The sequence below is a fragment of the Haladaptatus sp. AB643 genome, assembly GCF_024136975.1.
In the GTDB taxonomy this organism is placed as follows: domain Archaea; phylum Halobacteriota; class Halobacteria; order Halobacteriales; family Haladaptataceae; genus Haladaptatus.
This window is the reverse complement of record NZ_JAMYJW010000003.1, coordinates 320933-335025: the sequence shown is the minus strand read 5'-3', so window position 1 is coordinate 335025 and position 14093 is coordinate 320933. Positions and strand designations below refer to the sequence as shown.

16 protein-coding genes are annotated in these 14093 nt (G+C 60.5%); 10 read left to right on the top strand and 6 right to left on the bottom strand.

All coding sequences use genetic code 11. The features are described 5' to 3' along the window. Positions 1-37 precede the first annotated feature (37 nt). A complete protein-coding gene (locus NKF25_RS08800) occupies positions 38-424 on the top strand; it encodes a hypothetical protein (RefSeq protein WP_253226306.1) in 387 nt (128 codons plus the stop codon). On the opposite strand, the gene NKF25_RS08795 is transcribed toward NKF25_RS08800, so the two are convergent. The 3 genes from NKF25_RS08795 to NKF25_RS08785 form a co-directional block, all read right to left on the bottom strand. Continuing rightward, on the bottom strand, positions 425-922 hold the full coding sequence (locus NKF25_RS08795; RefSeq protein WP_253226305.1) for a hypothetical protein: 498 nt from the start codon (positions 920-922) through the stop codon (positions 425-427). Between the two features lie 182 nt (positions 923-1104). After that, on the bottom strand, positions 1105-2442 hold the full coding sequence (locus NKF25_RS08790) for a DEAD/DEAH box helicase family protein (protein WP_253226304.1): 1338 nt from the start codon (positions 2440-2442) through the stop codon (positions 1105-1107). Positions 2443-2465: 23 nt separating this feature from the next. After that, positions 2466-3224: a DUF2797 domain-containing protein gene (locus NKF25_RS08785; RefSeq protein ID WP_253226303.1), complete on the bottom strand. Its 759-nt coding sequence runs from the start codon at positions 3222-3224 to the stop codon at positions 2466-2468. Between the two features lie 148 nt (positions 3225-3372). Here NKF25_RS08785 and NKF25_RS08780 point away from each other — a divergent pair, with 148 nt between their 5' ends. From NKF25_RS08780 to NKF25_RS08755, 6 genes are all read left to right on the top strand, one after another. Beyond that, a complete protein-coding gene (locus tag NKF25_RS08780; RefSeq protein ID WP_253226302.1) occupies positions 3373-3600 on the top strand; it encodes a hypothetical protein in 228 nt (75 codons plus the stop codon). Positions 3601-3708: 108 nt separating this feature from the next. Further along, positions 3709-4866 (top strand): S8 family peptidase, encoded by a 1158-nt coding sequence (locus NKF25_RS08775; RefSeq protein WP_253226301.1) that lies wholly within the window; start codon positions 3709-3711, stop codon positions 4864-4866. Positions 4867-5006: 140 nt separating this feature from the next. Further along, the gene (locus NKF25_RS08770; RefSeq protein ID WP_253226300.1) at positions 5007-6197 is read left to right on the top strand and encodes a S8 family peptidase; all 1191 of its coding nucleotides are present in this window, start codon (positions 5007-5009) and stop codon (positions 6195-6197) included. 162 nt (positions 6198-6359) lie between these two features. After that, the gene (locus NKF25_RS08765) at positions 6360-7490 is read left to right on the top strand and encodes a S8 family peptidase (protein ID WP_253226299.1); all 1131 of its coding nucleotides are present in this window, start codon (positions 6360-6362) and stop codon (positions 7488-7490) included. Positions 7491-7596: 106 nt separating this feature from the next. Next, entirely contained in the window at positions 7597-8709 is a 1113-nt protein-coding gene (locus NKF25_RS08760) for a S8 family peptidase (RefSeq protein ID WP_253226298.1), read from the top strand. A 242-nt stretch (positions 8710-8951) separates the two neighbouring features. After that, positions 8952-9284 (top strand): BsuPI-related putative proteinase inhibitor, encoded by a 333-nt coding sequence (locus tag NKF25_RS08755; RefSeq protein WP_253226297.1) that lies wholly within the window; start codon positions 8952-8954, stop codon positions 9282-9284. Between the two features lie 12 nt (positions 9285-9296). Here NKF25_RS08755 and NKF25_RS08750 read toward each other — a convergent pair whose 3' ends face one another. Then, positions 9297-10232: an NAD-dependent epimerase/dehydratase family protein gene (locus NKF25_RS08750; RefSeq protein ID WP_253226296.1), complete on the bottom strand. Its 936-nt coding sequence runs from the start codon at positions 10230-10232 to the stop codon at positions 9297-9299. Positions 10233-10388: 156 nt separating this feature from the next. Between NKF25_RS08750 and NKF25_RS08745 the strand changes: the two genes are divergently transcribed. The 3 genes from NKF25_RS08745 (at position 10389) to NKF25_RS08735 (ending at position 12887) form a co-directional block, all read left to right on the top strand. Further along, a complete protein-coding gene (locus NKF25_RS08745; protein WP_253226295.1) occupies positions 10389-11957 on the top strand; it encodes a Na+/H+ antiporter NhaC family protein in 1569 nt (522 codons plus the stop codon). A 41-nt stretch (positions 11958-11998) separates the two neighbouring features. Further along, the gene (locus tag NKF25_RS08740) at positions 11999-12544 is read left to right on the top strand and encodes a tRNA (cytidine(56)-2'-O)-methyltransferase (RefSeq protein WP_253226294.1); all 546 of its coding nucleotides are present in this window, start codon (positions 11999-12001) and stop codon (positions 12542-12544) included. Between the two features lie 79 nt (positions 12545-12623). Further along, complete coding sequence (locus tag NKF25_RS08735) at positions 12624-12887, top strand: hypothetical protein (RefSeq protein ID WP_253226293.1); 264 nt, start codon at positions 12624-12626, stop codon at positions 12885-12887. A 53-nt stretch (positions 12888-12940) separates the two neighbouring features. On the opposite strand, the gene NKF25_RS08730 is transcribed toward NKF25_RS08735, so the two are convergent. Next, entirely contained in the window at positions 12941-13285 is a 345-nt protein-coding gene (locus tag NKF25_RS08730) for a hypothetical protein (protein WP_253226292.1), read from the bottom strand. A 57-nt stretch (positions 13286-13342) separates the two neighbouring features. Then, positions 13343-14005, bottom strand: a complete 663-nt coding sequence (locus tag NKF25_RS08725; protein WP_253226291.1) for a helix-turn-helix domain-containing protein — start codon at positions 14003-14005, stop codon at positions 13343-13345. Positions 14006-14093: the final 88 nt, after the last annotated feature.

Genomic DNA, 14093 nt, shown 5'->3' with positions numbered 1-14093 from the left:
AGAAGATTCATTCCAACTGCTCCAATGGGTATGGAGTATGCGAAGACGGGAATCCCTCCAGAAACTCGGTCTCGTTGTCTCTCTTACCTCGATAAGCGGTTGTGCCGCTATTCTCGGTGGCCGTGGAAATCAAAAGGATGACGGGGATAATAGTCGATCCGGAGACTTAGAAAGTCGCGGAATCAAGCCGAAGAAGGGGGAAAACGGCCACCTCGTGGTCGTCGTTACGGTGAAAAACACCGGGAAGGAAACGGAATCCGCGGACCTCAAGGTGACAGTAAAAACGGACGGTACTGTTCACGAGGAAACACCGACTATAACGGTTCCCGCAGGAAAGACGAAAGAGATCAGTGTTCCCTTCGACATGACGTACGACAGATACGAGAACGCAACGAACCGGCCGATATCCATCAATCTGAAGTAACTACAGCAGCCACCAGATCAGAATCGCGACCACGAGCATTTTTTTGGTGAGTATCACGCCGACGATGAACTCCTCCATGGTTATCGAACGTACCCGAACGACAAATCGACGGACGGCCGTTCGAACGCGCTCCACGCTAACGACTTCGAGGAGGGAACCGTACCCGCTCGACGACACGGTGTGGGCGGTCGGAACCCATTCGTCATCCGTGTATCGAACTGCCAGCGGAAGTTCTTCCAAGTACCCGACCTGCACGAACTCGAAACCGTGTTCGGCGGTCACGGCTTCGAGGTTACGCACGTCACCGTCGTCGTCCAAATCGTAACTGACCCGTGCCGGGTCGGCCGTCCACCCGAACTCGAGTAAAAGACAGACGTGCGTCTCACTCACGTGCACGCGCCGAACGGTTGCCGTCTCGGTGTTCCCGACCTGTTCTTTCTGTTTCGCAGTCAGTAGTTCGTATTCGTCGGTCGTCGATGGGGTGGATACGTCGGTCATCGTCAGTCTCCGATTCGAAGAGTAGTCGGGGACGACCCCGGGAGCCATGTCAGAGGGAGAGGTCGCCCCCATTCGAGACAAAGGCGACACAAATATTGAGTACTATTAAAATACTATCAAAACTATAGACGTAGAAGATAGTATGAAAACAATCTATACTATCTGAACGGATGGACGAAAATCTATCGGCGGCGGTTCGCGACGCGAACTTCGGCCGTCTCCTCGGTGACGACTTCGTACAGGAGCGCACGCCCTCCGTCGTCCTTCGCGCGGAGGATTCGGCCGAGACGCTGGGTGAACTCGCGTTCGCTTCCGCTCCCGGAGAGAACGACTGCGACGTTGGCATCCGGAACGTCTACCCCTTCGTCCAGCACGTTCGACGTGATGACGCGCGAGTAATCACCCCGCCGAAAGCGGTCGAGGATCTCCCGACGTTCGGGGGCCGACGTCTGATGTGTGATCGCTGGGATGAGAAATCGCTCCGAGAGGCGGTACACGAGGTCGTTGTGGGCGGTGAAAACGATGATCCGGTCGTCCCGGTGGTTACCGAGGATTTCACCGAGCGTGGTGACCTTCCCCTCGCTGTTCATCATGATGTCACGCGCGCGTTGCTTGGCGAGGAGCGCCTTGCGGGCTTTCGGGTCGCTTCCTGACCGCTTGACGAGTTCCTGATAGTCGCTCCCGCTTCGCATCTGAATGGACGAACTGGCGAGGTAGTCGGTGAAGACGCCCTGTGCCGCCTCGTATCGCTCGCGCTCCTCGGGCGTGAGTTCGACGGTCATGCGTTTCACGTCGTACGGCGCGAGGTGCGTTCCGGCGAGTTCGTCCACGTCGATGTCGAAAATTTTCTGTCCGACGAGGTCGCTCACGACCTCGTGTGCGCCGTCCGGTCGTTCGAACGTCGCGGTCAACCCCATTCTGGCGGGGGTGGCCAGCAGGCGGGCGATTTCGCGGTAGCCTTCGCCGCCGAGGTGGTGGACTTCGTCGAAGATGACGAGACCGAACCGGTCGCCGATGTCGTCGGCCCGGAGGTACGCCGAATCGTAGGTCGAGACGGTGAGTCCCTCCACGTTCTGTTCGCCGCCGCCGAGTTGGCCGATGGGAACTTCGAACTCGGTTTCGAGGATACGCCGCCACTGCGTGAGCAAGTCGATGGTCGGGACGACGACGAGCGTCGGGGTTTGACAGCGTTCGATGGCCTTCACGCCGATGACGGTCTTTCCGCTCCCCGTCGGGAGTTCGAGAACCCCCCGCCGTCCCGCGTCCTCCCACGAATCGAGCGCGGCTTCCTGATAGTCCCGCAGTTCGTAGGCGGAGTGGAGCGGCGGGAGTTCGGCGAGGTCGAGGACGGTGTCCGAGAGGGAGAGTCCATCCTCCTCGCAGTACTTGCGGATGGCCGCGTAGCGGAAGGCGGGGGCGCGGCGCGTCTTCGAGCGCGGGTCGGATTCGATGTGGGGAATTTCGCCCTCGGTTTCGACCCGAAGCGTCCCGTTCTCGAAGGAGAGGGTCACGTCTGCCACACCGAATGTGGGGAGTACGGAATCTAAAAGGTGCCGAGGCTGGCCTGCAGGCTTCGGTCGGTCGTACCGGCTTCGAGTTCGTAGCCGACGAGGTCGCGCATGTCCGTCGCGTAGGCCGTCCCGGCGCGTTCGAGGACGAGAACACGGCCTTGCGTTCCGAGGACGGTGCCGCTGGCGAGCGTCTCGTGGACGGGTGCGGATTCCAGTTCGAAGCCGTAATCGAACTCGAACGTTTCGAGCGGGTCGAACCGGGATAACGCGTCCTGCCACGCGGTCCCGTCGACGGTTCGGTTGAGGGTACGGATCTTCGCCGGGACGCGGACACGGTCGGTGAACGTTTCGGCGATTTCGGCCTCGCGCTCGCGGGCGATTCGACCGTCCTTCACGGTCGCGAGGTGGGCGGCGCGGTCCGCACCCTGTTCCCGAAGCCGCGTTTCGAGTCTCCACTCACGGGTAACGCCGACCTTGAATATCGCGGGTGCGAACGCGGCGAGATAGATGGCGTGGTCCTCGAAACAGTCCATCTCGTCCTTGAGACAGGTACCGGTACAGCGAGCACAGACCCACGTGCTGGTGTGGACATCACAGTAAGGGGCGTCGGGACGAGAACAGGGGATGTGCGTCGACCCGTCGAACGTTCCCGCACAGTGTCGTTCCCCGAGCGTATATTCGAGTTCGGTCCCCCGTTCGAGCGTCTCACGCGAAAGGGAATCGCCGTCGCTCACCAGCAGTGCTGGTGGTTCGTCACCGGATGCGCCTGTCTCGTAGCCGACGATCTGCACAACGCACGTTGGGTTTCACCGGATAAAAGGCGTATCGTTCCGCTCGATATCTACGGGTTCTCCCATTCTGATCTGTTAATTTTTTATTATTTCAATAGAAAGTACAACTATGAAAATAGTTTAATAACGTCCTTGGCAATGGTATGTCGTGTCAGGCCATGAATCGGGAGATTCCGAGCGGGACACCGTCGAAGTGAACATCGGGTACGACGGTGAGGGAGGCAAACGAGCGGCGTTGGACGCCGCAGTGACCGTCGTTCGGGAGTTCGCGTCGCTCGACGTGGTGACGGTGACGATTCCGCGCACAAACTGGGAGGAACTGGACGAGCATCCGGAAATACGCTACGTCGAGGAAAACGCACAATCCGGGGCGTGACGGTGTCACTTCGGTGATGGTCAAACGGTCAGTGAAGATGAAACTGCAGTTTAATTTCACAACATGGGCAAGAAATTATATTAACACATAGTCTATTGTTACAGTTGCATGGTAAGGAATGCCAATGGCGTATCACGGCGTAAAATTCTCAAACTAACTGGCGGTTCGCTTGCAGCAGCGGGTGCAACCGGATTCGCAGCGGCGAAGCCGACGGACACGGTGGAGGTGAACGTTGGGTTCAAGAGCGCACGCGGACGGGCGATGACCCGAAGCAGTGCGGACGAAGTCGTCCGGGAGTTCAACTCCATCGAGGCGATGACGATTCGCGTGCCGAAACGGGCGGCGACCGCGCTCGAAAAGAATCCTCACGTCCGCTACGTCGAGGAGAACGGCACGATGCATGCACTCGGCCAAACGCTTCCGTGGGGCGTGGACCGCGTGGACGCTGACGTCGCACACGACAACGGCGACACGGGTTCCGGTGCCGACATCGCCATCATCGACACGGGAATCGATTCGGATCATCCCGACCTGCAAGCCAACATCGGCTCTGGAAAGGCGTTCGTCAAGTGTCGCGGCGGCAAGAGTACGTGCCGGAACGACTGGGACGACGACAACGAACACGGTACGCACTGTTCCGGCATCGCGGACGCCATCGACAACAGCCAAGGTGTCGTCGGCGTCTCGACGCAGGCGACGCTCCACGCCGTCAAAGTGCTCAACAACCAGGGTAGCGGGTCGTACTCGGACATCGCGGCGGGTATCGAGTACGTCGCGGATCAGGGCTGGGACGTCGGGAGCATGAGCCTCGGCGGTTCGTCCGGTTCGCAGACGCTCCGTGATGCGTGCCAGTACGCGGTGGACAACGGCGTCTTCCTCGTCGCCGCGGCGGGCAACAGCGGTCCGTGCACCGACTGCGTCGGCTACCCCGCAGCCTACCCAGAAGTCATGGCAGTCGGTTCGACCAACTCCTCGGATGGTCTCTCGTACTTCTCCAGCACCGGATCGGAAGTCGAGATCGCCGCACCCGGCAGCAGCATCTACTCGACCGTCCCCGGCGGCTACGACACCCTCTCGGGAACGTCGATGGCGACCCCGCACGTCGCGGGGACCGCCGGTCAGTTGATGGCCAACGGGGCGTCGAACACACAGGCGCGGGACACGATCAAGCAAACCGCGGAAGACATCGGCCTTTCGAGCAACGAGAGCGGCGCAGGGCTCCTCGACACGGCGGCCGCACTCGGCCTCGACTCCAGCGACAACTAACCGGTCAGTTCGGTAGCCGACCATCGTCTCCGATTTATACAAAAGCCATTATCCGATAGAAAGTTAATATCTCTTTAATTTTACTTATACTAAGTAAAATAGTTAATTTTTTAAACTCATGTTTCATTCTACCATATGGTATGGTAAGGAAAGCCAATGGCGTATCACGACGTAATATTCTCAAACTGACCGGTGGCTCCATCGCAGCGGCCGGTGCGACTGGCTTGGCATCGGCCGAGCCGACGGACAAGGTGGAAGTGAACGTCGGGTTCAAGAGCGCACGCGGACGGGCGATGACCCGAAGCAGTGCGGACGAAGTCGTCCGGGAGTTCAACTCCATCGAGGCGATGACGATTCGTGTGCCGAAACGGGCGGCGACCGCGCTCGAAAAGAACCCCCACATCCGCTACGTCGAGGAGAACGGCACGATGGAAGCCCTCGCTCAGACGACCCCGTGGGGTGTGGACCGCGTGGATGCCGACGTCGCGCACGACAACGGTGACACGGGTTCCGGTGCCGACATCGCCATCGTCGACACGGGAATCGACGACGACCACCCGGACCTGCAGGCGAACGTCGGCTCGGGCAAGTCGTTCGTCACCTGTGGCAGCGGCGGATACACGGGTAGCTGTATCCTCTACGGGAACAGCAACTCCTGTAACGACTCGTGGTCCGACGACAACAACCACGGGACGCACTGTGCCGGTATCGCGAACGCCGTGGACAACAGCCAGGGCGTCGTCGGCGTCTCGACGCAGGCGACGCTTCACGCCGTCAAAGTGCTCGACTGTTCCGGAAGCGGGTCGTTCTCCGACATCGCGGCCGGTGTCGAGTACGTCGCGGATCAGGGTTGGGACGTCGCCAGCATGAGTCTCGGTGGCTCCTCCAGTTCGCAGACGCTCAAGGACGCAATCGAGTATGCGTACGACAACGGCGTCGTTCTCGTGGCGGCGGCAGGGAACGACGGCCAGTGTACGGATTGTGTCGAGTACCCCGGTGCCTACCCCGAGACGATCACCGTCGCGTCCTCGAACGACAGCGACGAACAGTCCTCGTTCTCCAGCCAAGGTCCGGAAGTCAACATCATCGCCCCCGGTACCGATATCTACTCGACCGTCCCCGGTGGCTACGACACCTACTCCGGAACGTCGATGGCGACCCCGCACGTCGCCGGTGCGGTCGGTCAGCTCATCGCACAGGGCTACTCGGCGCGCGACGCGGAAGACCAGATCCTGAGCACGACCGAAGACCTCGGCCTGTCCAGCAACGTGCAGGGGAGCGGTCTCCTCGACGTTGCCGCCGCGCTCGGTCTCGACTCCAGCGACAACTGAGACAGCGACCCGGTCGACGGCTCATCACACCAACTTTCGTTTTCCAAACCGACGAGCTACGGCTCTGGACGCGTGGGACATTTTCACACCAAGTCAGTTAATAAATACTAGTACTAAATACTAGAAATAAATATTATACAGGGTTGGTCTCTATTTGTTTTGATGACGGACGAAACACGAGTTACGACTCGTCGGACCGTATTGAAAGCGACCGGTGCATCGATGGTTGCCGTTGGTGCGAGCGGCGTCGCCGCCGGAGCGGATGGGCTTCGGGAGGTAAACGTCGGCTTCGAGACACACGCCGGACGACGGATGGCCCGTGAAGCGGCGAGCGACGTGGTGCGAGAGTTCGACTCCATCGACGCGATGACGGTTCGCGTTCCGGCGAACGCGATATCGGCGCTCGAATCCGCGCCCGGCGTGGCGTACGTCGAGGAAAACGGGGCGATGCACGCGCTCCTTCAGGACCTTCCACACGGCGTGGACCGTATCGACGCCGACATCGCCATCGAGAGCGGCTACACCGGTGCGGGTGCGGATGTGGCCGTCGTGGATACCGGCATCGACTCGAACCATCCGGACCTGCAGGCGAACCTCGGGACGGGGAAAGCCGTCGTCGGGAGTTCGTGGAGCGACGACAACGGCCACGGGACACACGTCGCGGGAATCATCGGTGCCGCGAACAACGGTCAGGGCGTCGTCGGCGTCGCACCGGATGCGATGCTTCACGCCGTGAAGGTGTTGGATAGCAACGGCAGCGGATCGTATTCCGACATCGCGGCGGGAATCGAGTGGGCGGCGGATCAGGGCTACGACGTCATCAACCTGAGCCTCGGCGGCGGGTCCGGGTCCTCGACGGTCGACTCCGCGGTACAGTACGCCTACAGCAACGGTTGCCTGCTCGTCGGTGCATCGGGTGGGTCCGGTCCGTGCACGTCCTGTGTCGGCTACCCGGCCTCGTCGTCGGAGGTCATCGCGGTGAGCGCATCGAACACCGAAGACGACATTGCCAGCTTTTCGAGTCGAGGCCCGGAAATCGAACTCATCGCGCCCGGTAAAAGCGTCAACTCGACGTACTGGGACGACACCTACCGAACCCTCTCGGGGACGTCGATGTCGACGGCGCACGTCTCCGGCGCGGCGGCACAGGTGATGGCCACGGGGTACACGAACACGGGCGCACGCCAGCGACTCCGTGAGACGGCGGAGGACATCGGCCTGTCGAGCGACGAACAGGGCTACGGACTCGTGGACGTCGCGGCCACCTTGGGACTTGATTCGAGCGAGAATTGAGCGACGAACGACGTCGAGACGGATTATTCCAGAAGAGGATATTTTTTATTAATCTAGTAATCCAAGAAAAAAATTTAAGAGAGCGTGCTACATGATTTCAGTCGCAATGCCACGCAATGAAAAGGCGGTTTCACGACGTAACGTACTCAGGGCGACCGGTGGAGCGACGGCAGGATTGGCTGTCACGGGATTCGCAAACGCGAAACCGACGGACAAGGTACGGGTCAACGTCGGGTATCGTGGGAAAGCAGGAAAGCGGGCGGCGATGGACGCATCGTCGAAAGTTCACCACGATTTCTCGTTCGACGCGGTGACGCTCGAAGTACCGAAGAAGGCCGTCAAAGCGCTCCAACGACGGAGCGAGGTACGCTACGTCGAGGAGGACGGGACGATGCACGCACTCAGCCAGACCCTTCCGTGGGGCGTGGACCGCGTGGACGCCGATGAAGCACACAGCGCCGGATACACGGGCGCGGGCGCTGACATCGCCATCATCGACACGGGGATCGACTCCTCGCATCCCGACCTGGACAACAACATCGGCAGCGGGACCTCGTACACCAGTTCGAGCTGGGAGGACAACAACGGCCACGGGACGCACTGTGCCGGTATCGCGGCCGCGGAGGACAACAGCCAAGGTGTCGTCGGCGTCGCACCCGAGGCCACGCTCCACGCCGTGAAGGTACTGAACAGCAACGGGCGCGGATCGTACTCCGACATCGCGGCGGGTATCGAATACGTCGCGAATCAGGGATGGGACGTCGGGAGTCTGAGCCTCGGCGGTTCGTCCGGTTCCTCCGCGCTGCAGGACGCGGTCTCGTACGCGTACGACAACGGCGTCTTCCTCGCCACGGCGGCCGGGAACTCCGGACCGTGTACGGACTGTGTCGGCTACCCGGCGAAGTACAGCGAATGTGTCGCCATCAGTTCGACCAACTCCTCGGACGGTCTCTCGTACTTCTCCAGCACCGGATCGGAAGTCGAGATCGCCGCACCCGGCAGCAGCATCTACTCGACCTACTATCAGGACTCCTACGAGACGCTCTCGGGAACGTCGATGGCGACCCCGCACGTCGCCGGTGCTGCAGGCATCCTGATGGGCCAACTCGGCTACTCTAACACGGGTGCCCGAAGCCGCCTCCAGAACACCGCGGAGGACCTCGGCCTGTCCAGCAACGAGCAGGGCTACGGCCTCCTCGACGTGTACTCGGCGGTCTAATTTCGACGACCGCATCATCACCAACACGCCGTTCTCAGCATTAATACGGCCGCATCATCGCTAATACGCCGTTCTCATCAGCTGACGGCCATATCCTCAGCTGACGGCCGTATCTCCATCCATATTACCGGCGGCATTTTTCATCGGAGGTTCCGAATCAGCGAGTCCGAAGAGAGAAAGAGAGGGAAAGAATTGGGGCGAAGGGGACAACCTTTTCGAACTAGCGAAACGAACCGGAAATAATGACGCTCGAAAGCGAAGTAACGGCGACGCCGACGGACGGAACCGTCGAATTCGAACTGCGGGTGAAAAATACCGACACTGACCCCACGAACGTGACGTTCCGGAGCGGCCTCAAGGCCGATTTCGCCGTTCTCGACGACGGCGCAGAGATCTGGCGCGTGAGCGACGGGCAGATGTACACGCAGGCGCTCCAGAACGTAGCGTTCGACCCGGACGTCGAGAAGACCTACTCCGGCGGATGGCCCGACGCGAAACCGGGCCAGTACACCGTCGTTGCGACGCTCGAAATCATGGAGGAGGACGTGGAAGCACGGACCGATTTCAGGGTCTAACCGACTTTCCACTCAGTTCCTCAGTTCGTCGTACAACTGTTCTGCCGCGCGTCGAACCGCCTCGTCGCTGCTCTGGGAGGGCTTCCAGCCGAGCGCCGACAGTTTCTCGATGGAGAGGCGCATCTTGGGTACGTCGCCCGTCCATCCACGGTCGCCGCCGGTGTACTCGTACTCGGGGTCGAGTCCCATCACGTCGGCCACGATGTCCGCGATGGTGTTCACCGAGGTGGTCGTCCGCGTCCCGAGGTTGTACGTGTTCATCGCCTCGTCGGCGTTCTCGACGACGTAGCGGATGGCCTCGGTACACTCGGTGACGTGCATGTAGGACTTCTCCTGTAGGCCGTTGCCGAGGATGGTGAGAACATCCGGGTTGTCGTCCAGTTTCTCCACGAAGTCCGGGACGACGCCAGCGCCGAACCGCGGGCCGACGATGTTCGCGAAGCGGAAATTCCAGACGGTGAAGTCGTACGAGTGGGCGAACGTCGAGAGGAGGGCCTCCTCGGAGAGTTTCGCGGACCCGTAGATGCTGATGGGTTCGAGCGGCGCGTAATCCTCCGGCGTCGGCCTCGGTGCCTCGCCGTAGACGGTCGAGGAGGAGGTGAAGACGAAGTTACTCACGCCGACCTCGTCCATCCGTTCGAGGATGTTGTACGTCATCTCGCCGTTGTCCTCGAACTGCGGGCGCGGGTCGTCCGTGTTGACGTACTTGTCCGCCGCCGCGAAGTGGAAGACGGCGTCGAAGCCGCTGTCGATGACTTCGGCGACCGCCGACTCGTCGGTCAGATCCGCTTGCACGAACTCGGCATCGCTGGGAATCGACGATTCGATTCCGTTAGAGAGGTCGTCCGCGACGACGACGTCGTTGTCCGCAACGAGGTCATCGACCATCTGAGAACCAACCAGACCGGCACCGCCGGTTACGAGGATCCGCTTTCCTGTAAGCTGCATGCTCGCTTGTGTGATTGTTTCCGGCAAGTGTGTTCCGGTCCATCGTCCGCCCCCCCGAAACGAGGTTTCGGATCGGAAACGACGTCGTGTAATATTGTCTAATTTTTCACTGAACGCCAATAACGCTTATACATAAATATCGAAATGGTTTTCGGTATGACTGCTGAGACATACGGATTGATCAGCTTACTCCCGGCGTTGATCGCCATCGTGTTGACCCTCACCACGCGACAAGCGCTCCTCTCCTTGTTCGCCGGGATTTGGCTCGGTGCGACGATTCTCGTCGGGTGGAATCCCATCGCCGGTGCCGCCCGAGGGTTACAGTTCGTGGTGGCGAACGTCACCTCGACGTTCAACGTCAAACTGCTGTTGTTTACGTTCCTCATCGGCGCGATGCTGGGGATGATATTCCTCTCGGGGGGCATGAGTTCGGTGGCGGACGCCATCGTCAAGCGGGTGGGTTCGAGTCGACAAGCCCGGTTGGGGACGTCCATCCTGGGAATGCTCATCTTCTTCGACTCGTACGCCAGCACGATGATTTCCGGGTCCGTGATGCGCCCCGTTACGGACCGATTTGACGTGAGTCGGGAGAAACTGGCGTACATCCTCGATTCGACCACCGCGCCGACCGCGAGCATCGCGGTGGTCTCGACGTGGCTCGGTTACGAGGTCGGCCTTATCAAACAACAGTTCGACGCGCTGGGAATCGATAAGGAACCGTTCATCGTGTTCGTCCAGTCCATCCCGTTCCGCTTCTACAGCCTCTTCGCCATCGTGTTGGTGTTCATCATCGTCCTCACCGATTGGGACTTCGGCCCGATGCAGGCCGCCGAACGCCGCGCTCGGGAGAAAGGGAAAGTCCTCGGCGACGACGCCAATCCGTTGATGGAGACACAAGCGAGCGACATCGAGACGCCCGACCACGTCGATCCACGCTGGTGGTATTTCGTCTCCCCCATCCTCGTCCTCATCTTCGTTACCGTGTTCAGCCTCTGGTTCACCGGGGGAGGAATGGAAGGCGGTTCGTTCAGCAACGCGCTCGAAGACGCCGACACGGCGAGCGCCATCCTGTGGGCGGCGTTCGCGGGGTGCGGGACGATCCTCGCCATCCTCGTCGGTCACGCCCGCATCGAACTCGACGCGGTGAGCGACTCCATCTTCGAGGGATTCAAGATGGTGATGTTCCCCGTCGCCATCCTCTCGCTGGCGTGGAGCATCGGCTCGGTCAGCCAGAAACTGGGCGTCGGCGACTACGTCGTCAGTATCTCGCAGGGTATCATCACGCCCGAACTGCTCCCGGCCGTTATCTTCCTGAGTGCCGCGATCATCAGCTTCTGTATCGGCACCTCGTGGGGGACGATGGCCATCCTGTTCCCGGTCGCCGTTCCCTTGGCGCACTCGCTCGGGTCACCGCTCGTGATGGCCATCGGTGCCATCCTCACGGGGTCGCTCTTCGGTGACCACTGCTCGCCCATCAGCGACACGACCGTCATGTCGAGCATGTTCGCCGCCAGCGACCACGTGGACCACGTCAACACGCAGATTCCGTACGCGATACTCGCGGCGGCCATCGCGACTGGAGCGTTCCTCATCAGCGGCTACACCGGAATTCCGGTGAGCGCCACACTCCTCCTCGGTGTCGCGCTGTTGATTGGCATGACCTACTTCCTCTCCGAGTACGTCGGCGTCACCGACGAAATCGGCGTCGCACAGGCTTTCGAGTGAGATTCGAAACCCCCTAACCGAACCGGTTCCTTTTTCGGCGCATGCACGACGAACCGTCGGTCACGGTCGTTCGCCTCGGCCACCGGCCCGGACGCGACGAGCGAATGACCACCCACGTCGGACTCACGGCCCGCGCGCTCGGGGCGGACGAGGTCGTCCTCCCCGACAACGCGGGACAGTCACGGGACACCATCCGCGACATCACCGACCGCTTCGGCGGACCCTTCGATGTCGAGTGCTCGGGCAGCCAGAAGGCGCTCATCCGGAATTGGGAGGGGAAGGTCGTCCACCTCACGATGTACGGCGAGCGCGTGCAGGACGTGGAGGGTGAGATTCGGGACGCCCATACGGGAGACGAGGAATCGCTCCTCGTCGTCGTCGGTGCGGAAAAGGTCTCGTTCGACGTGTACGAAGCCGCCGACTGGAACGTCGGCGTGACGAACCAACCGCACTCGGAAGTCGCGGGACTGGCCGTCTTCCTCGACCGACTGTTCGACGGCCGCGAACTCGACCGCGAATGGGAGGACGCCCAACAGCGCGTGATTCCGAAAGCGACCGGCAAGCAGGTCGAACCGGTCGACGAATAGGTCAACTGTTTCGTAACGTTGGAACCGCCGTTCTTGCTCGCCACAAAGCGTTTATTCGACCGCCATAATTCGGAACGCGATGTCTCGAATCGAGTCCTCCAACCGTCGAATCGTCGGCTTCGTGGTCGCCCTCCTCGGATCGGCCGTTCTCATGTTGACACACCCGAGCGCCGGGTCTATCTGTTTCGGAAGCGGCGGAGCCACCGACCACATCGTCCTAAGTTGGCAGCAAGTCGGCGTTGCGTACGGTGATTGCATGTGGTCAATTTCCCCCGCTGGATTTCTCGGAGTAGGTCTGTTGGCTGTCGTCGTCGGTGTGACGATGGCGTGGTGGGATCAGTAAAAAACCAGTATCTCGCCGCCGACAACCTCGTTTGATGAGACTGATGCTCGGCGTCAATTCCGGCAGTGATCGTACGTCTCGTAGTCGAGACAGAGATCCAGCAGTCGATCGACCATCGGTGAAGGCGTTCGCAAACGGACCACGTTCTCCTCTTCGTCGTGTTCGATGACTCCCATGGCGACCAGTTTGGGAAGGTGAACGTGTTGAAGGCTCACCATCGTGCGCCGGTGGGTCTCGGGTGTCATGTCCAGTTCCTCCGATTCGGCGACGATGATGTCGGTGAGTGCGTCGAGGGAGGCATCCCCGTCGAACGTTTCGAGGAGGTGGTAGAGAACGAGACGACGGCGATAGTGCGACAACACATCGAACGAACGACTCAATGGGGATCCAGGGTCCATCGTGCGGAAATATACCGCTCGCCGATGGGTGTGCCCGTGGGTTGACGACTCAAATCTTTATATCGGGTCCTCCGTGACGGAGTTCCCGACCAGTGTGGCGGTTCCTTTGCGCAGACGGACCGACAACGCTTGTGCGCTGATGTCGAACTCGTCGGCGAGTTCTTCGAGAGTCGTTCGCCGTGGCACGTCGAAGTAGCCCGTTTCCAGCGCTCGGTGCAACGCGTCGTATTGGAGTGAGGTCAGCCCCGTCCCTCCCGAATCGTCCGCACTGCTGTACAGCGCATCGACCGAGACGCTCCCGAAGTTCGCCTGCCACCAGTCGATGGACGACGTGAATGCCTCCCGATCCGGCACGAGGAGCCTGACTTCCCACCCCTCGAACGTCCCGACTGCGTCCAGTAGAATGACGCCGCGTTCGATCCACGCCGAACCCGGAGCGACGGTGATCGCCGCTTCGGCGAACTCCACACGATAGAGACGACGAACGTCGTCCTCACGGGGGGTGTCCTCAGAGAATTGTTTGACCTCCGTAATCGACGAGTCGTTTCCCACAGCCACTTCGAATTCGTCGTCTTCGCCCTCTTTCACCCAGAGCAACAGCTGAATAGTCTTCCCGTCGTCGATGCTTCGCCCACGTTCCACTTCGATGGTCGTGTGGGGACACGCCGTCAGTGTCGCTTCGAGAATAGATGTTTGAAGTGAGAGTTCAGCAGTGAGCACATGTTCCCAGAGACAATGAAGGGACAAATCCTTCATGGTCGCGTCTACATTTCGAAAACTTATTTAAAAATAATTTCCCGTTCTCGAA